The sequence below is a fragment of the Paeniglutamicibacter sp. MACA_103 genome, from assembly GCF_045798555.1.
Taxonomy (GTDB): domain Bacteria; phylum Actinomycetota; class Actinomycetes; order Actinomycetales; family Micrococcaceae; genus Paeniglutamicibacter.
In genome coordinates this window covers 42,998-60,174 of record NZ_JBIXLN010000012.1, presented here as the reverse complement: position 1 = coordinate 60,174, position 17,177 = coordinate 42,998, and the positions used below count along the sequence as shown (strand labels likewise).

19 protein-coding genes are annotated in these 17,177 nt (G+C 66.7%); 18 read left to right on the top strand and 1 reads right to left on the bottom strand.

Going from position 1 to position 17,177, the window contains the following annotated elements; translation table 11 throughout:
* The first annotated feature begins 62 nt into the window (after positions 1-62).
* From ACIPVK_RS07770 to ACIPVK_RS07745, 6 genes are read left to right on the top strand one after another with little or no spacing between them, the layout of a single operon-like run.
* Positions 63-1,316: a FliI/YscN family ATPase gene (locus ACIPVK_RS07770; RefSeq protein ID WP_407611434.1), complete on the top strand. Its 1,254-nt coding sequence runs from the start codon at positions 63-65 to the stop codon at positions 1,314-1,316.
* Entirely contained in the window at positions 1,316-1,741 is a 426-nt protein-coding gene (locus ACIPVK_RS07765; RefSeq protein WP_407611391.1) for a hypothetical protein, read from the top strand. Before ACIPVK_RS07770 ends, ACIPVK_RS07765 begins: the two co-directional genes overlap by 1 nt.
* Positions 1,738-2,565 carry a C40 family peptidase gene (locus tag ACIPVK_RS07760; protein WP_407611390.1) on the top strand — a complete coding sequence of 276 codons (828 nt, stop codon included), beginning with the start codon at positions 1,738-1,740 and terminating at the stop codon, positions 2,563-2,565. Before ACIPVK_RS07765 ends, ACIPVK_RS07760 begins: the two co-directional genes overlap by 4 nt.
* Entirely contained in the window at positions 2,562-4,103 is a 1,542-nt protein-coding gene (locus ACIPVK_RS07755) for a flagellar hook-length control protein FliK (protein ID WP_407611389.1), read from the top strand. The genes ACIPVK_RS07760 and ACIPVK_RS07755 overlap by 4 nt, the downstream gene beginning before the upstream one ends.
* Positions 4,104-4,116: 13 nt before the next feature.
* Entirely contained in the window at positions 4,117-4,623 is a 507-nt protein-coding gene (locus ACIPVK_RS07750) for a flagellar hook assembly protein FlgD (protein WP_407611388.1), read from the top strand.
* Positions 4,624-4,683: 60 nt separating this feature from the next.
* Positions 4,684-5,859, top strand: coding sequence for a flagellar hook protein FlgE (locus ACIPVK_RS07745; RefSeq protein WP_407611387.1), 1,176 nt, complete (start codon positions 4,684-4,686; stop codon positions 5,857-5,859).
* A 112-nt stretch (positions 5,860-5,971) separates the two neighbouring features.
* Here ACIPVK_RS07745 and ACIPVK_RS07740 read toward each other — a convergent pair whose 3' ends face one another.
* Complete coding sequence (locus ACIPVK_RS07740; RefSeq protein ID WP_407611386.1) at positions 5,972-6,970, bottom strand: Lrp/AsnC family transcriptional regulator; 999 nt, start codon at positions 6,968-6,970, stop codon at positions 5,972-5,974.
* 206 nt (positions 6,971-7,176) lie between these two features.
* On the opposite strand from ACIPVK_RS07740, the gene ACIPVK_RS07735 reads away from it, so the two are divergent.
* The 12 genes from ACIPVK_RS07735 (at position 7,177) to ACIPVK_RS07680 (ending at position 17,108) form a co-directional block, all read left to right on the top strand.
* A complete protein-coding gene (locus tag ACIPVK_RS07735; protein WP_407611385.1) occupies positions 7,177-8,415 on the top strand; it encodes a M20 family metallopeptidase in 1,239 nt (412 codons plus the stop codon).
* The gene (locus ACIPVK_RS07730) at positions 8,412-9,728 is read left to right on the top strand and encodes an MFS transporter (protein WP_407611384.1); all 1,317 of its coding nucleotides are present in this window, start codon (positions 8,412-8,414) and stop codon (positions 9,726-9,728) included. Before ACIPVK_RS07735 ends, ACIPVK_RS07730 begins: the two co-directional genes overlap by 4 nt.
* A 208-nt stretch (positions 9,729-9,936) precedes the next feature.
* The gene (locus ACIPVK_RS07725) at positions 9,937-10,173 is read left to right on the top strand and encodes a flagellar FlbD family protein (protein ID WP_407611383.1); all 237 of its coding nucleotides are present in this window, start codon (positions 9,937-9,939) and stop codon (positions 10,171-10,173) included.
* Between the two features lie 13 nt (positions 10,174-10,186).
* A complete protein-coding gene (locus ACIPVK_RS07720) occupies positions 10,187-11,002 on the top strand; it encodes a motility protein A (RefSeq protein WP_407611382.1) in 816 nt (271 codons plus the stop codon).
* Positions 10,999-11,832: a flagellar motor protein MotB gene (locus ACIPVK_RS07715; RefSeq protein ID WP_407611381.1), complete on the top strand. Its 834-nt coding sequence runs from the start codon at positions 10,999-11,001 to the stop codon at positions 11,830-11,832. The genes ACIPVK_RS07720 and ACIPVK_RS07715 overlap by 4 nt, the downstream gene beginning before the upstream one ends.
* Before the next feature lie 93 nt (positions 11,833-11,925).
* Positions 11,926-12,849 carry a flagellar motor switch protein FliM gene (locus tag ACIPVK_RS07710; RefSeq protein ID WP_407611380.1) on the top strand — a complete coding sequence of 308 codons (924 nt, stop codon included), beginning with the start codon at positions 11,926-11,928 and terminating at the stop codon, positions 12,847-12,849.
* Entirely contained in the window at positions 12,846-13,592 is a 747-nt protein-coding gene (gene fliN, locus ACIPVK_RS07705; protein ID WP_407611379.1) for a flagellar motor switch protein FliN, read from the top strand. The genes ACIPVK_RS07710 and fliN overlap by 4 nt, the downstream gene beginning before the upstream one ends.
* Before the next feature lie 2 nt (positions 13,593-13,594).
* Entirely contained in the window at positions 13,595-14,134 is a 540-nt protein-coding gene (locus ACIPVK_RS07700) for a FliO/MopB family protein (RefSeq protein ID WP_407611378.1), read from the top strand.
* Positions 14,131-14,949, top strand: a complete 819-nt coding sequence (gene fliP, locus ACIPVK_RS07695; RefSeq protein ID WP_407611377.1) for a flagellar type III secretion system pore protein FliP — start codon at positions 14,131-14,133, stop codon at positions 14,947-14,949. Before ACIPVK_RS07700 ends, fliP begins: the two co-directional genes overlap by 4 nt.
* Positions 14,950-14,953: 4 nt before the next feature.
* The gene (gene fliQ / locus ACIPVK_RS07690; RefSeq protein ID WP_407611376.1) at positions 14,954-15,229 is read left to right on the top strand and encodes a flagellar biosynthesis protein FliQ; all 276 of its coding nucleotides are present in this window, start codon (positions 14,954-14,956) and stop codon (positions 15,227-15,229) included.
* 2 nt (positions 15,230-15,231) lie between these two features.
* The gene (locus tag ACIPVK_RS07685) at positions 15,232-15,996 is read left to right on the top strand and encodes a flagellar biosynthetic protein FliR (protein WP_407611375.1); all 765 of its coding nucleotides are present in this window, start codon (positions 15,232-15,234) and stop codon (positions 15,994-15,996) included.
* On the top strand, positions 15,993-17,108 hold the full coding sequence (locus tag ACIPVK_RS07680) for a flagellar biosynthesis protein FlhB (protein ID WP_407611374.1): 1,116 nt from the start codon (positions 15,993-15,995) through the stop codon (positions 17,106-17,108). Before ACIPVK_RS07685 ends, ACIPVK_RS07680 begins: the two co-directional genes overlap by 4 nt.
* The last annotated feature ends 69 nt before the right edge of the window (positions 17,109-17,177 follow it).

The window sequence follows — 17,177 nt, the reverse complement described above, 5'->3', positions numbered from 1 at the left end:
GCGTGGAGGCACGGTCCTGGACGGGCCTGGACGCGGCTCTGCGGGCAGCCGAGCCGGTGAGGATGGGAGTGGTGAGCTCGGTGGTCGGGTTGGGGCTCGAAGTCGCTGGCCTGAACGCGCCGATGGGCACCGTGCTGGAAATCGGGGACGCCAAAGTCGCCGCCGAAGTGGTTGCCGCGCGTCGAGACACCCTGCACTGTATGCCGCTGGGACCGATGGATGACATCAGGGTGGGCGATTTTGTACATAGCAGCGGTTCTGCCGCCTACATCCCGGTCGGCAGCGGCCTGCTTGGCCGCGTGCTGGACGGATTGGGCCAGCCCATTGACGGGCTTGGCCCGCTGGGGGAACACACCCTGGTTCCCATGGAGCACCAGGCCCCCGCGGCACTGGAACGCAGCCGCATCACCACGCCACTGCAACTCGGTGTCCGGACCATGGACACCCTCACCGCGGTGGGTGCAGGCCAGCGCATCGGGCTGTTCGCCGGATCCGGAGTCGGCAAGTCCTCGCTGCTTTCCATGATCGCCCGCGGCACCAGCGCACAGGTCAATGTCATTGCCCTGGTGGGCGAGCGCGGGCGCGAAGTCCGCGAGTTCCTGGAAGAGGACCTGGGCCCCGAAGGCCTGGCCCGCTCGATCGTCGTGGTTTCCACCGCCGACGAGCCGGCGCGCATGCGGCTGCGGGCAGCATTCGTGGCAACACGCATTGCCGAGTCCTTTCGCGAATCCGGTGCACAGGTGCTGCTCATGATGGATTCCCTGACACGTGTCGCCATGGCACAGCGCGAAATCGGGCTCTCCGCCGGGGAACCGCCGGCAACGCGCGGCTACCCTCCCTCCACGTTCTCCCTGCTCGCCCGGTTGCTCGAGCGAGCCGGGACCTCCTCGGAAGGTTCCATCACCGGGATCTATACCGTGCTGGTGGACGGGGACGACCATAACGAACCCATCGCCGACGCGACCCGTTCGCTGCTTGACGGGCACATTGTCCTGGACAGGAAACTGGCCATTTCCGGCCACTTCCCGTCCATTGACGCACTTGCCTCTGTTTCGCGTGTCGCCTCCCGGGTGACCAGCAAGGAACAAGCCAATGCAGCAGGCACGCTGCGCAAAGTCATGGCCGCACGCCGTGCCGTGCAGGACCTGCTGGATGTCGGAGCCTACCAGCGCGGAAGCAATCCGCTGGCGGATGCCGCGGTCGATCACGAAGCTGCCATCAATCGGTTCCTGCAACAGAGACTCGAGGAACCGGTGCCCAGCGCCCACTCGTGGGCCGAACTTCACTCATTGCTACGGAACATGGGGGTGTCCTGATGTCCAGGGGATTTGCACTTTCGGGGCTGCTGCGTTTGCGCGGACTGCAGGAAACCAAGGCAGCAGGAGACCTTGCCGCGGCCAACCGCGGCCTACGCCAGCGGATGATGGAGCGAAACGCCATGCGCGATGCCATGGCCGCACCCGAACAGGCTCCGGTGGACAGCGAGACGCTGATGGCCTTGGTCGCCTCGCGTGCCTCCGCGCGCGGCATGCTGCTGGAACTGGACACCCTGGTTTCCACGCTGGACGGGCAGGCGGAAGAAGCCCGCGAAACCCATCGCCGGGCCCGCCAAGAGCTCAAGGCCCTGGAAAAACTTGCCCACCGCCACGAGGTGAAGGTACGTACCGAAGCCCTGTCACGGGAGCAATTGCTGCTTGACGACCTGGGTGCCACCAACGCTTTTGAAGGGAAGACACCGTGAGCTTCAGCGACATGGCCTCACGCATCGGCGCCATCCAATCGACACTTGCCCGCGTCAGCGGAACCCCGGCAACCGCGAAGGCCGAGGCAGCGCCTTCCGGCTCCGTGGCGGCTGCAGCGCTGGCTGGTGCCGTCCCGGGACTCGGGGCAAGTTCGGCGGCCATGCCCACAACACCGGCCTCCTTCACCCAGGCCCTGCAACAGGCCATGGCCCCGTCCGCGGCGGCGAGCCCTGTCACCGCACCACCGGCACCCGTGACCTCGCCGGCTCCCGGTTCCGGCGCGGCAGTGGACCAGTCCAAGGCTGTGGGCAAGGAACCACCGGCAACTGCGGACGGCGTGGATGGCTCGGACGTGGTGCAGACTGCGAAGAAGTACCTGGGTGTCCCGTACGTGTGGGGCGGAAACAATCCCGAGATCGGTCTTGACTGCTCCTCCTTCGTGCAGCACACGTTCAGGGACCTTGGCGTGGAGCTTCCCCGCGTGGCCCGACAGCAGGCGAAGGAAGGAACCGAGGTTCCCTCGTTGGCCCAGGCCAAGCCGGGGGACCTGATCGTCACCCGGGGTGGTGGCCACATCGGCATCTACCTGGGCGACAACAAAATGATCCATGCCCCGCGTCCGGGGGAAACCGTGAGCATCCGCAAGCTCTTTGAAACCGATGCCACGATCATGACGATTCGCCGAATTGTGCCCTCCGAAACGGCCGGTGCGGCCGAGGCAAAGACCCCTGCCCCAGCCAAGGCGTTGGCCACGACGCAGCAGGCAGAGCTCACCGCGGCAGTGCAGCGCGCGCTCTTCTCTACGGCGGTGAGCGGCGCATGATTCCGTTCCCGCGACCCTTCGCCGCACTGCCGGCTGCCCCTGCCGGTCCCGGCGGGATTGCCCCGGCATCGTCGGCCTCCCGGAGTTCAACCGAACCCGGAAACGCTCCTGCCGGCCAGTTCGCCGAGGTCTTTGCCTCCATGGTTCCGTCGTTGCCGGTACCGGGTACCCAGCGCGCATCGGCGGGAACCGCAGCGGATGCTGCCGCAGCCGCACCGGGGACAGCGGAAAGCGGGCTGCCTACCGGTGCTTCGCCGCTGGGATCTTCCATCGGCCGGGATCCGGCGGAGTCCAGCGCATCGGATGCCGGGCACGTGATGGTCCAGCGGGCGCAACTTCCGGGACTGTCGGCTTCCGCCGTACTTCCTTCGGGCGCCACGGTAACCGTCGGCTCCACTTCGGTCGTCGAAACCGGCAAGGAGCCGACGGCCGATTCGGTTTCCGCTGCACAGGCACCTGACTCCGGTGCAGGGTCGCCGTTCCCGGTGGCCGTCACACCGCCGCTGGTCGTGCCGAAGCCTGGGGTCGTTGCCGCTCCGGAAGCCGAGCCGCTTCCCTTGGCAGAGGCCCCCGCTTTGGAAATACAGCTGCCTGAAGGTGGCACCTCCCTGCCTGTGGCACCCACGCCCGGAACCACGATTACCCATCCCGACCTGCCCCCAACCGGCGCACTGCAGCCACTCGCGGTGCCGACCCCTTCGGAACCCACGGGAACCCTCGATCCTGTGGCTGCAGGCACGAACGGGACGGCGGCCGTCACCGGGCAACCCGGGGCAGCAATTTCGGCCACCGGTGCCCCGACCCAGGAACACGCACCGGGTTCCGCCTCGGCGGATGCTCGGCAAGGACCGGGTGCCGGGGGACAAACTCCGGAAGCCAGTGTCGCCACGGCACTGGCCGGGACCGAGATGGCGCCCGCTGCAACGAACGCCCCGGCCCAGTCCCTCCCACCGGCAACCGGGCAGATCGAAGTCCGCACTACCTCTGACGACGCAATCGCATCGGTCCGAGTCTCCAACGACGGCGGCATCTCGGCCGTGGACCCGCTCGAAACACCGGCCACGGAAAGCCCGCTGGTACGCACCCAGGGGCCCGCACCGCTGCACCGCCAACTGCTCGGCCCGATGGCCACTTTGGCCGCTGGGCCGAACGGGGAACGAACGCTAAGCGTGAACATTGCTCCCGAGGCACTGGGTCCCATCACGGTCAAGGCCCTTTTGGGCGGGGAGGGCATCCGCATGGAACTGTCGGCACCGACGGACGCCGGTCGCGAGGCCTTGCGCGCCATGCTGCCCGAACTGCGCCGCGAACTGGCAGCCTCGGGATCCGGAACCATCACACTGTCCACCGGGGCGGATTCCTCCGCCACAACGGAAGGCCACACCGGCAACCAGGACACAGGCGGTTCGGACGCGCGTCCCTTCACCGGGATCCCTTTTCCGGGGCTGCGCACCCGCGACGAACTTGCAGCCGAAACACAGGGCCAGGAGACCACCCTGGCCCCGCACGACACTTCCCATCTCGACGTGATGGCCTAGGAAGGAAACCCCCATGACAGTGCCACCCATCGAAGCGACGCAATTCGGTGCCAGCGCCGCGCCCGTTCGCGCTCCCAAACAGAGCATGGACGGGGAAGTGTTCCTGCACCTGCTGGTCACCCAGTTGGCAAACCAGGACCCGAGCTCGCCCATGGACACCAACCAGATGATTTCCCAGACCACCCAGCTGGCCTCGATGGAGCGCATGAACACGCTCAGCGCGACCCAGGAAGCCTCGCTGGACATCCAGCAGCGACTGGCCGCGTCCTCCCTGATCGGCAGGGAAATCACCACGGTCGGGGAACCTCCGATCACCGGGGTGGTCACCGCGGTGTCCTTTGCGCAGGGATCACCGGTGGTCACCGTGGGGGAGCAGCAAATCCCCTATGCGCAGATCATCGGCATCGCGGCACCCGCCGCGCCGGTTCCCGATCCGGAGCAGGACACGACCCCGGATACCCCGCCCGAGGGCGGGGAACCGGAGTCCGAGACCACCGAACCGAATGCCATTGGCGCCTAGGCGCCTACCTTTAGTTTTCTTGTTCCACCCAATTTCCTCCTACGCAGAAAGACACCCCCAATGCTTCGTTCACTGTATTCAGGAATTTCCGGTCTTCGCGCCCACCAGACCATGCTTGACACCACCGGCAACAACATTGCCAACGTCAACACGTCGGGTTTCAAGTCTTCCTCCGTCCAGTTCCAGGACACCCTGTCCCAGATGACCCAAGGCGCCACGACCCCGGGCGACAACGCCGGCGGACGCAATCCCGCCCAGGTCGGCCTCGGCGTGCAGGTCGCCGGCATCTCCACCAACTTCGGCCAGGGCTCGTCCCAGAGCACCGGCCGTGCCTCGGACATGATGATCGCCGGTGAGGGATTCTTCGCCACCCGTTCCGGAAACGCCACCTCGCTCACCCGCGCCGGAGCCTTTGAATTCGATGCCAACGGCCGGCTGACCAGCCCCGACGGCGGCATCGTGCAGGGTTGGATGGCGCAAGGCGGCCAGCTGGCCACCGGAGGCGCGCTGACCGACATCGCCCTGCCGCGCGACCTCGTTGCACCGGCCACGGCGACAAACGCCGCGGCGCTCGCCGGAAACCTGCCCAAGGAAACGGCCGTCGGAGACTCCGTCGTCCAGGACAAGGAAGTCTTTGCTGCGGACGGAACCAGCCGCACCCTGGCCATGACCTTCACCCGTACCGCAGGCGGCTGGAATGTGGCGGCCGATGTTGACGGCGGGGCGCCGAGCAACATCACCCTGACGCAGAACGCCAACGGTACCCTGACTCCCAGCGGCCCCCTGAACGTCGGAGGCATCGCGGTGGACCTATCCCAGGTCACCGGCTTTGCGGGGCTGAAGACCGTTTCGATCTCGGAGCAGAACGGCCGCTCCGCCGGAACGCTGGAATCCTACACGCTCGGATCGGACGGCACGCTGACCGGGACCTTCTCCAACGGCGCCCAGCAGGCCATCGCGCAGATCGCGCTCGCTACCGTGGCCAACCCCGCGGGCCTGCAGAAGACGGGCGGCTCCGGCTACACCGTCACCGCGAACTCCGGCGCCATTGAATACGGCGCCCCCGGGGATCCGGGCATGGGCACCATTTCCGGCGGCATGCTGGAGATGTCCAACGTCGACCTCTCCCAGGAATTCACCAACCTGATCGTCGCCCAGCGCGGTTTCCAGGCGAACGCCCGCATCATCACCACCAGCGACGAGGTCCTCCAGGAACTGGCCAACCTCAAGAGGTAGCCACCGGCGCAAAACATGGGGCGGCGCCGTTGGCTAACGGCGCCGCCCCATGTACTTCACAAATAGGCTGGATCAGGCCTGTGAAAGTACCGAACCAAGTAACCCGGTCGTTTCAGGACATGAACATCGGGAGCACCGGTTCGCCGGTTCGCCGCCCCCGGTCATCAAGTCTCCAGCCCATGCGCTTGATGAACCTGACGGTCACCGAACTCTCGGAGATGGTCAGGTGTTCAATCCTTTCGACGACTTTCCGCTCGATTTCAAAGATGTCCTCGGGCGACTTGACCCAAAGGACGAAGGTGAAATTCGTTTGGCCCGTTGTCGAGGAGCAGTAGCGCAGGTCGGGCAAGGAGCGCAGCACTTCGGCGGCGGCATCGTGCTGATTCGGCGGAAGCCAGCAGAACCACTGGCAACTGATCGGCTGGCCGACGAGTTCTGGCGCCACATCACAGCGCAGCGTTATCCGTGGGTCCGAGAGGAAACGGTTCAGCCTCCGGGATACCGTGCTTGCGTGCGTGTCGAGTTCTCCGGCGATGTCGGTGACACTTGCCCGTCCGTTGCGAAACAACAAGGGAATGAGTGCTCGGTCCTCCTCGCGGATCCCCTTCCCATCCTCGGCGGAAGCCCCGCTTTGCAGTTGCAGCGCTGTACGCGCCGCACCGTCGAGAACGTTAAGCCGCCATTCATGTCCCCCGAAGTGCCTGCGTGTGCAGAGGATTGTTTCGTGTCGGGTCAGGCCGTCAAGGCCTGCGATTCGCGGTTGCAATGAACGCAGGAACACCTCCATGTCGGGCACCAGCACCGTCAGGATGAGGTCCCAGCGCCGGGCCGGCACCTCGATCGAAATGACCTCCGGGATCAGCACCGCTTGGTCAATCAGGGTTTGTTGATGGCCAGGTTCGCTGAGCAGCGCGATAAACGCGGTAACGCCGGGGCTGCCCTCGCCGAAGGGAACCGCAGTGCACCATGCCAGTCCGGCATCAGTCATTTCTTGCCATCGGTTGGCGAGTACCGCAGGGGAACGGTGAAGCACTGCTCCCAGGGAACGCCATGAGGCGCGCGGAGCGATCTGCAATGCGTGGAGCAATTCAAGGTCTTCGGCAAGGGCCATTCGGGGCCTCCGTGTTCCGGGGAGTGGTGTGGGTGCGCTCACTTCCAATGCATGGATGCACACAAAATCTTCATCTGTGTGCAAGGATATCTCAAAATCTTCGGAGAAATGATCAATATTGATGGATAGTCCTCGGCTAATCTGCACGAGTTTCAACGCGCCTATACTGATCTGAGCAGAAATTGAACAGCGTGAGGATAGCCGATATGGATTACCTGAAACAGGCTGCTCGGATCGAGGCAGACCTTGTGTCGCTGAGACACGAGCTGCATCGCCACCCCGAGGTGGGACTCCATCTTCCCTGGACGCAACAGCGCATTCTCGACAAACTGGCCGAGTTGCCGCTCGAGGTCACCGTGGGCGCCGCCTGCAGTTCCGTCGTTGCCGTACTGAGGGGCCAGGCCGCAGCCCAGGGGCACGCGCCAGCTGTATTGCTGCGCGGCGACATGGACGCGCTCCCCGTCGCGGAAGAAACCGGCCTCGAGTTTGCTTCCGAGGAAACCGGGGCCATGCACGCCTGCGGGCACGACGCCCACATGGCGATGGTGCTCGGCGCGGCCGAACTCCTCAGCGCAAACCGCGAGAACCTGGCCGGGGACGTGGTATTCATGTTCCAGCCCGGCGAAGAAGGCCACGACGGGGCCCGCCTGATGATCGAAGAAGGAGTGCTCGACGCCTCCGGCACCCGCGTCTCCGCCGCCTTTGCGCTCCACGTCTTCTCGGCACGCATCCCGCAGGGCACCTTCATGGTTCGCCGGGGCGCGATCATGAGCGCCTCCGACACCGTGCTCATCACGGTGCGCGGGCGCGGCGGACACGGTTCGGCCCCGCACCGCGCGGCGGACCCTGTCACCGCCGCGGCGACGATGGTGCTCGCACTCCAGACCATGGTCACCCGCCGGTTTGACTCCTTCGATCCCGTGGTCGTGTCGATTGGCATGATCCGGGGCGGCGAGGTCGAGAACGTGATCCCCGACAGCGTTGAGATCAAGGCGACGGTGCGTACCTTCAGCACGCACAACCGCATGCTCATGAACACCTCGATCCCCGAGGTGCTGGGCGGCATCGCGGACGCGCACGGCGTGGAGGTCGACGTCGACTACCGGCTGCTCTACCCCGTCACCCACAACGATCCGGCGGAATCCGAGATCGTCGCGGACACCGTGCGGGAACTCTTCGGCGCCGAACGCCTCATCGACCCGGAATACCCGCTCAGCGCATCCGAGGACTTTTCGAAGGTGCTGGATCAGGTTCCGGGCGTCTTCATCCCGCTCGGGGCGGCCCGGCCGGGCGTCGACGTCGAAGAGCTGCCCGACAACCATTCACCCCAGGCAGTCTTTGCCGACGACGTCTTGAAAGACGGCGCCGCGCTGATGGCGACCCTGGCCCACCGCCGGCTGGCAGCGCTGTCCGCCGCCAGCATGAAACAGGAAGCAACCAAATGAGCTCCATCAACTCCCACGCCGTGAATGAGCGCACAACGGAGCAAAGCCGCCGGACGACGAGGAAGAACCTTGTCGGCATCGGCATGGGTAACCTTCTTGAATGGTACGACTGGAACGTCTACGCCTCGTTTGCGGTCTACATCGCCGCTCACGCATTCAACAACGACGACCCGACTTCCGCGCTGCTCTCGGCGCTGGCCGTTTTCGCCGTTGGCTTCATCGCGCGCCCGTTTGGCGGCTTCCTCTTCGGATGGATCGGTGACCGCAAGGGCCGCAAGTTCTCACTGACACTCGCGATCCTGCTCGCCTCCTTCGGCAGCCTCGCGATTGCCGTGATGCCCGACTACGAGACCATGGGTGCATGGTCCTCGCTCATGCTGCTGCTGGCCCGACTGCTGCAGGGACTGGCGCATGGCGGCGAGCTTCCGGCCTCTCAGGTCTTCCTCTCCGAGGTTGCGCCGCGCAAGCATCGCGGCCTGTGGTCGAGCTGGATTTACGTCTCGGGCACGACCGGCATCCTCTTTGGCGTCCTGCTCGCCGCCATCCTCAACCTGACGCTCACAACCGCGCAGCTTGATTCCTTCGGCTGGCGCATTCCGTTCGCGCTCGGCGCCGTCGCCGGTCTCTACACCCTCTACCTGCGCCGCAACATGGAAGAATCCGAGGTGTTCAAGGAGGTCGCAAAGGGCAACGCGAGCCGCAAGCGGAATATCGTTGCACAGATCTGGGAGCACCGCCGGGCTGCGCTGCAGGTCATCGGGCTCACCATCGGGCTCACCGTGGCCTACTACGCCTGGGCCATTAATGCCCCGACTTTCGCGAACACCCAGCTCGGCATGGATCGGGGCCTTACCCTCTGGGCCGGCGTCATCGGCAACATCGTCTTGATTGCCGTCCTGCCGCTGTGGGGCATGCTCTCCGACCGCATCGGACGCAAGCCGGTGATGCTCATCAGCGCGGCCGGCGCACTCGTGCTGTACTACCCGATGACCTTGTGGCTGCGCGACGATTTCATGGTGCTCCTGTTGAGCGTCTCGATCATGTCGGCACTTCTTGCCGGTGCACTGGCCATCATGCCTGCCTTGTTCTCCGAGCTGTTCCCGCCGGAGGTCCGGACCTCCGGCATCGGATTCCCGTACGCCTTCGCGGTTGCCGCGTTCGGCGGCACCGCTCCCTATGTCCAGACCTGGGCGGCCTCGGCGTCGTTCAACTTCTTCCCGATCTATACGATGGCACTTCTGGTGATTTCCATTGCCACCGTGTTCACCGTGACCGAAACGAAGGGCAAGGACCTGAACGTCCTGGGCAAGTAGCAATAAGGCTCGCAATGGATCCGGGTTGCCGGGTCAACGTGGTGAGGGTCGGCCGGGTTCCGAGGTTCCGGCTCCGGTAAGACCTCCGCCGTCAACTCGAACGACATCGAGTGCGGTTCCCCCTGGGAACCGGGAAAGGGCCGCCCCGTTGGCTAACGGGGCGGCCCTTTCTGCCGAGAGTGCTCCTGTGAAAGAACGGGGTGCTTCAATGATCGTTGTAACCAGGCTCAACGCCACACGCTTTGCGATCAATGCCGACCTCATCGAGCGGATCCAGGAAAACCCCGACACCGTGGTGTTCATGGTCAACGGGGCCAAATACGTGGTCACCGAAACCATGGAAGAAGTCATTGCCCTGGTGGCGGGATATCGTGCCCGGGTGGTCTCGCTGGCGCGGCACAACGAGCCGCGGCAACCGTCCGTTCCGCCCCTGACGCACCGATAAGAGGACGCCCCACGTGGATCCAGCAACAATCATTGGCCTCCTGCTGGCCTTTGGCGCCATGTTCACCATGCTTTTCATGGAGGGCGCTTCCGTCTCATCGATCCTCCTTCCGGCCCCGATGATCATCGTGTTCCTCGGAACCATCGCCGTGGGTATTGCCAGCGGCACCATCAGCGACACGCTCATCGCCTTCAAGTCCCTTCCTTCTGCCTTCCGCGGCAAGATCGCCCCGGTGGGCGAGCTGATCACCCGGCTCGTCGAGCTCGCGGAACTGGCGCGCAAGGAAGGCCTGCTGGCGCTGGAATCCGAGGCCAGGGAAACCAAGGACCCGTTCCTGGGCCGTGCCCTGCAGTCCATGGCCGACGGCATGGACGGGGACGAGCTGCGCGACCAACTCGAGGACGAGATCTCCACCCGCGAGCGCACCGACGCCATTGCGCACAAGTGGTTTTCCACCCTGGGCGGCTACGCCCCCACGGTGGGCATCATCGGCACCGTGGTCTCGCTGACCCACGTGCTGGAAAACCTCTCCAAGCCGGACGAGCTCGGCCACATGATCGCCGCAGCCTTCGTGGCCACCCTGTGGGGACTGGTCTCGGCCAACTTCATCTGGCTGCCCATCGGCTCGCGCCTGCGCAGGCTCTCGGAACTCGAGATCGACAGCATGACGCTGGCCATGGAAGGCGTGCTGGCCATCCAGGGCGGAAGCCAGCCGATCCTGCTCGAGGAGAAGCTGCGGGCCATGGTCCCGCCCCACGCCCTGGGCAAGAGCAAGGAAAAAGGTTCGCAGGTCGGGGCCGTGCTCGATGACTTCAAGGAAGCCGCGTGAGCGGGGGCCGCAGCAGCCGTCGGCGCGGTGGCCGCAAGGGCCGCAAACAGGCCGAGTCCGGGCACGACGGCCCGGACGAGCGCTGGATGGCCTCGTACATGGACATGGTCACGGTGCTGATGTGCCTGTTCATCGTGCTCTTCGCCATGTCAACCGTCGACCAGGACAAGTACACGAAGCTGAAGAATTCCCTGGCCACCGGCTTCGGCACCGAGCAAAGCATCACCGCCGACACCGCGGAGGGCATCGTGGTCCCTCCCGAGCTGGTGGGCACCGAGGGCTTGCTGGCCAGCAGCCAGATCGACGGGCAGACCAAGGAGGCGCTGCTCGCCCTGGCCCAGGACGAGCAGGCCGAGCTCCTTGAGTTCAAGGAACGCATCCAAAAGCGCTTGAAGGACTCCGGCCATGCCGGGGCGGCGGATTTCTCCATCGACAACCGGGGTCTGACCGTGAGGTTGGTCAGCGCGGAGACCTTCTTCGTGCCCAACAGCGCCGAGCTCACCGACAACGCCCGCGAGATCATCGACGCCATCGCCCCGGTGCTGGCCCCCACCAAGCGGTACTTTGAGGTGGAGGGCTTCGCGGACGAGCGCCGCCCGGTCGAGCCGTACCCCACCAACTGGGAACTCTCCGCGTCCCGCGCCACCGGCGTGCTGCGCTCACTGGTCGAGGACGGGGGAGTGAAGGCCGCACGGATCTCCTCCGTCGGCTACGGGGACGCGCGGCCGGTGCCCGGCAACAAGGACCTGTCGCTGAACCGCCGCGTCGACATCGTGGTGCTCTCCAACCAGCCCGAATCGGTCCGGGACCTTTTGTCGCAAACTCCCTAGTCAACCGTTGATGGCTGGTGGGTGCGCACAACGGGGCGGAAAGTTGTCCATTTGCGCTAACCAACCGGCCATCGCCTGCCGATAGTGGTGCCCGTGACGCTCCTGCCTGCGGGACACCCCGGTGCGGGTGCGCCCAACCCAACACTTCCAGACCCCGCGGCCGCGGTGGTCTACGACTTCCGCCGGCCCACGACGCTTGCCCGCGAACATTCGCGCGTGCTCGAGCTGGCCTTCGAGACCTTTGCCCGCCAATGGGGCACCCAGCTGACCGCCAAGATCCGGCTCATGTCGCAGGTCTCCCTCGAATACGTGCAGATGCAGTCCTACGACGACTACGTCGCCGGGCTGCCTCCCGCCACCACCATGGTGCTCTGCGAGGCCGAGGGGCACGGCGCGCGCGCCGTCATCCAGTTCCCCGCAGCCGACGCACTGAACTGGATCTCCCACATGCTGGGCAGCCCCACCGCCACCGACGTTCCCGAACGCAAGTACACGCGCATCGAGCAGACCCTGGTGCGCGGGCTGATGGACGAGGCGCTCGAGGACCTTCACTACTCCCTGGGTGCCCTGCTGCAACAACAGCTCATGGTCGCCGGAATCCACCACAATTCCCAGTTCGCGCAGGCCGCCACGAAGTCCGAGATCGTCATCGCGGCCTGGCTGCGCGTGCGCGTGGGCGAGCGCAGCACCCTGGCTTCGGTCGCGGTGCCGGCGGACATGCTGCTGCCGCAGCTGGGGGAAACCAACCCGCGCACTCCGGTGGAGAACGCCTCCGAGCTGCTCACCGAGGCGCTCGCCGGGGTCCCGGTGGACGTGGCCCTCGCCCTCGGGCCCGCCTTCGTCACCCCCGGCACCATCCTGAACCTGGCGGTGGGGGATGTGCTGCCGCTGCCCCACCCCGTCCACCGGCCCTTCGAGCTGTCCGTCGACGGGCGCCGCCTGGGCACCGCCGCGGCCGGCACCCGCAGCGGCCGGATCGCCGCCGTCGTCGTTTCTACCGAGGAGAGTCCCTCTTGAGCCCCGAACCAACATCCACCCCGGTCCTGCACTCGACGGCGCTGTATTCGGCGGCCGCCGAGGCGCTGGCCGGCATGCTGCCCACCACCTCCCCGGTCACCGCCGTGCTGCAGTCGGGCACCCGCGACGCTTCCATGCTCCAGGGCCACGGCGAGCTGGTTGCGGCCGGCTTCGTCGGCCAGCTCTCCGCCGATGTGTTGCTCTGCGTGGCGGCCCCGCTGCTGGGCGGCGCCCCGGGCGGAGAAGGTTCGCTGGTTTCGGCTGCGGACATCCTGCGCCCCGCGCTTGAGGCCGCAACCGGCGTGCTGGGCGCGGGTGTGCTCTCCACCGATTCGGCGGTGCGTGCCGATGCGATGCTGGGTGATGCGGAGACCGTGTGCTTTGAACTGCGCAGCGCGGGGGAGGACATCGGCTTCTTCGCCATCCGCATCCGCAACAACGAGACGGCCCGGCCGGCTGCAGGTTCCGGTGCAGAGGGGCGCGGGGACGTGGCAAGCCGCCTGGGCCGGATCAACAACGTGGAAATGGCGTTGACGGTGGAGATCGGGCGCACGCGCATGTCGGTGCGCGACGTGCTGGGCCTGGAACCCGGTGCCGTGGTGGAGCTGGACCGCTCCGCCGGGGCACCGGCGGACATCCTGCTCAACGGGCGTCTCATCGCCTTGGGCGAAGTCGTGGTCATGGACCAGGACTACGGGGTGCGGATCACCCAGATCCTCGACGTGAACGAGGGCCTGGCCTAGTCTTGGAAAGTTTCTTCTTGGTGCTGCGGGTGGTCGTCTCGCTCGCGGCGGTCTTCGGGCTGTTGTTCTACCTGCGCAAGCGGGTGCTGACGCGCTTCGGAACCCCGCGTGCCTCGCAGCTGTCGGTCGTCGAACGCCAGGGACTGGGCCCGAAGTCCTCCGTGGTGCTGCTCGACGTGCAGGGGCGGCGCTACCTGCTGGGCGTGGCCGAGTCCTCGATCAGCGTGCTCGATTCCTTCGAGGCCCCCGAACCCGTGGTCCCCGATGCCCTGGGGCAGGTGCCTGCACCCGCCACCATGGCGGATCGCTCGCGCGCCTTCGCGGCGAGCCTGAATGCCGTGCGGCAGGGCACCGTGGCGGCGCATGACCCACGCGTGGGCGAATCCGTCACGGACGGACCGCACCCCGGCGCGGCCGCGCCAAGCGCCCCGGCATCGCCGGCGATTTCCGTTGCTCCAACGGGTGCGCTTGCCGGTTCGATCCTTTCCCCCGACACTTGGCGCCGGGCCGTCGCCGCTGTGCGCCAGGGACGCGGCGCATGAACACTTTTCGCCCCGTCGTCTCGTTCAGCACCCGGCCGGCTCTGCTCGCCGGGTTGTTGTTGGCGCTGCTTGCGTTCTTCGTGTTCGCCGGCACGCCGGCCGCGTTTGCCGCGCCCATCGACCCCGGGACCCCGGGGGACAACGGTGGCCTGTCGGTGGAAATCAACGGCCCCAACGGCACCCCCAGCTCCGCGATCGTCACCCTCATCGCCATCACCCTGCTCTCGGTGGCCCCCGCGCTGCTGCTGATGATGAGCTCGTTCACCAAGATCTTCGTGGTGTTGGCCTTCACCCGCAACGCCCTGGCGCTGCCCACCATCCCGCCCAACCAGGTGCTCGCCGGCCTGGCGCTCTTCCTCTCGCTGTTCATCATGGCCCCGGTGCTTGCCTCCATGAACGAGGTGGGCGTGCAGCCCTACCTGGACGGCTCGATCGACCTGACCCGGGCGCTCGAGGTCGGGGTGGTGCCCTTGCGCGAATTCATGCTGGCTCACACCCGCGAGGCCGACATCGCGCTGATGACGCGCGCCGCGGAACTGCCCAACCCCGCCACCCCGGCGGACGTCGCGCTGACCACCTTGATCCCGGCGTTCATGATCTCCGAGCTGCGCGCCGCCTTCATCATCGGCTTCGTGATCTTCGTGCCGTTCCTGGTCATCGACCTGGTGGTCTCCTCGGCGCTGATGTCCATGGGCATGATGATGCTCCCGCCGGTGATGATCTCGCTGCCTTTCAAGATCCTGCTCTTCGTGCTGGTAGACGGCTGGGCCCTGGTCATCACCGCTCTCATCGGCTCCTACCGGATCGGCGGCTAGGAAAATGGATCCAAATGCCGTCCTGGACATCGGGCTCGCCGGCCTGGTGGTCGCGGCCAAGCTCTCGGCCCCGGTGCTCATCACCTCGCTGGTCGTGGGCTTCGCGATCTCGCTTTTCCAGTCAATGACGCAGATCCAGGAAATCACCCTCTCCTTCGTCCCGAAGGCCGCCGCGGTGGCGATCGCGCTGCTCGTCTGCGGGCACTGGATGATCGCCGAGATGGTGCTCTTCACCCACGAGCTCTTCGAGAAGATCCCGGCCCTGCTGGGAGGCGGCTAAGCATGCTGGCCACCGTGCCGCTTCCCTGGCTGGAGGTCATGATGCTCGCGGCGGTGCGCGTCACCGCCTTCCTGGTCATCGCCCCGCCCTTCTCGCACAACGCCATCCCGCTGCGCATCAAGGGCATGCTCGGGATCGGGCTGGCCCTGGCCGTCACCCCGCGGCTGGGGGCCGGCTACGAGTCCCTGGACACCGGCCCGTTCCTGGGCGCGGTCGTCGCCGAACTGGTGGCGGGCGCGGCCATGGGGTTCATGGTCATGGTCGTCTTTTCCGCCATCCAGTCGGCCGGCAGCCTCATCGACCTCTTCGGCGGCTTCGCCATGGCCCAGGGCTTCGATCCCCAGTCCATGATCAACGGCGCCCAGTTCACCCGCTTCTTCCACTTCGCGGCACTGGCCCTGCTGATGGCCTCCGACGGCTACCAGCTGGTGCTCGCCGGGCTGTTCCGCTCCTTCGCCGTCATCCCGCTGGGCGGCGGGATCGGGCTGCCCTACGTGGCGCAATCCCTCGTGGGGGCTGTGGGGGAGATGTTCGTGGCGGCCGTCCAGATCGCAGGTCCCCTGCTGGTGGTGCTGGTGCTGGCCGACATCGGCCTGGGCCTGCTGACCCGCGCCGCCCCGGCGCTGAACGCCTTCGCCATGGGCTTCCCGCTGAAGATCATGCTGACCCTCGCGCTGGCCGGCACGGTGTTCGTGGTGCTGCCAGCGCTGGTCTCCTCGCTGGTGCGCAACGCCCTGTCCCTGCTGTCGGGGGTGGGCGGCCCGTGAGCCAGGATTCGGGGGAGCGCAGCGAGAAGGCCACACAACAGCGCATGAAGGAGGTCCGCGAGAAGGGCAAGACGAGCCGCTCGCAGGACCTGGCCGCCTGGCTGGGCATCGGCGCCGCGGCGCTGATGTTGCCCGGGCTGCTGGTGGCCGCCGAGCGCGCGGGCCGCATGCAGCTGGAGGCGGTGCGCGGGATCATCGCCGAGCCCGACCCCGCGGCAGCACTCGACGCGCTGGGCACCGGGCTGGGGTCGCTGCCTTCCTCGCTGCTGCCGCTTTTCGTCGTGGTGCTCATCGTCGTGGTCGCCACCGCCGCACTGCAGGGCGGCATCAACTTCAGGAAGTTCACGCTGGATCCCGCCAGCCTGAACCTCATCACCGGCATCCAACGGGTCTTCGGGCTCCAGGCGCTCTGGCAGGGGCTCAAGGCGTTGCTGAAGGTCGCCGTCATCGCCCTGGTGCTCTGGTTCGTCGTGGCCTCGCTCATGCCGCTGCTGCTGCAATCCGGGTCGCTGCCGCTGGCCTCGCTGCTGTCCGCCGGTTCCGACGGCGCCACCTCCCTGATCCGGGCCACGGTCATCGCCGGGCTGGTGCTGGCGGCCGTCGACGTGCTGGTGGTCATGCGCCGGAACCGCAAGCACACGCGGATGACGCGCAAGGAAGTCACCGACGAGAACAAGCGCACCGACGGCGACCCGCTGATCAAGTCCCAGCGCCGGGCCCGGCAGATGGCCATGAGCCGCAACCGGATGATCGCGGCGATCGCCGACGCCGACGTGGTGGTCGTGAACCCCACCCATGTGGCGGTCGCGCTGCGCTACGAGCCCGGCAAGTCCGCGCCGCGGCTGGTGGCCAAGGGCGCCGGGAACATCGCCACGCGCATCCGCGAGGAAGCGGCGGACAAGCGCGTGCCCATGGTCCGCGACGTGCCGCTGGCCCGGAACCTGCACGAGGTCTGCGGGATCGGGGACGAAATCCCCGCCGATGCCTACAACGACGTGGCCCGCGTCCTGGCCTTCGTGATGACGCTCAAGGCCCGCGGCACCGCCGCCGGCGTCCACACCGTGCCCGGCCCCCAGCCGGCCGGTCCCGGACGACGGGCGGGCACGACATGAAGACCATGGCGCACCGGCCCCCACGCTTTTCCACGGTCCCCACCCCGACCACCGCCCGACCTCCGGCCA

Bases quoted from the DNA above. Each gene is read 5' to 3' on its own strand.
- fliQ (WP_407611376.1), top strand. From the start codon at position 14,954: ATGGATCCAAATGCCGTCCTGGACATCGGGCTCGCCGGCCTGGTGGTC.
- ACIPVK_RS07725 (WP_407611383.1), top strand. From the start codon at position 9,937: ATGATCGTTGTAACCAGGCTCAACGCCACACGCTTTGCGATCAATGCC.
- fliP (WP_407611377.1), top strand. From the start codon at position 14,131: ATGAACACTTTTCGCCCCGTCGTCTCGTTCAGCACCCGGCCGGCTCTG.
- ACIPVK_RS07685 (WP_407611375.1), top strand. From the start codon at position 15,232: ATGCTGGCCACCGTGCCGCTTCCCTGGCTGGAGGTCATGATGCTCGCG.
- ACIPVK_RS07730 (WP_407611384.1), top strand. From the start codon at position 8,412: ATGAGCTCCATCAACTCCCACGCCGTGAATGAGCGCACAACGGAGCAA.
- ACIPVK_RS07770 (WP_407611434.1), top strand. From the start codon at position 63: ATGGGAGTGGTGAGCTCGGTGGTCGGGTTGGGGCTCGAAGTCGCTGGC.
- ACIPVK_RS07755 (WP_407611389.1), top strand. From the start codon at position 2,562: ATGATTCCGTTCCCGCGACCCTTCGCCGCACTGCCGGCTGCCCCTGCC.
- ACIPVK_RS07740 (WP_407611386.1), bottom strand. From the start codon at position 6,970: ATGGCCCTTGCCGAAGACCTTGAATTGCTCCACGCATTGCAGATCGCT.
- ACIPVK_RS07745 (WP_407611387.1), top strand. From the start codon at position 4,684: ATGCTTCGTTCACTGTATTCAGGAATTTCCGGTCTTCGCGCCCACCAG.
- ACIPVK_RS07765 (WP_407611391.1), top strand. From the start codon at position 1,316: ATGTCCAGGGGATTTGCACTTTCGGGGCTGCTGCGTTTGCGCGGACTG.
- ACIPVK_RS07750 (WP_407611388.1), top strand. From the start codon at position 4,117: ATGACAGTGCCACCCATCGAAGCGACGCAATTCGGTGCCAGCGCCGCG.
- ACIPVK_RS07735 (WP_407611385.1), top strand. From the start codon at position 7,177: ATGGATTACCTGAAACAGGCTGCTCGGATCGAGGCAGACCTTGTGTCG.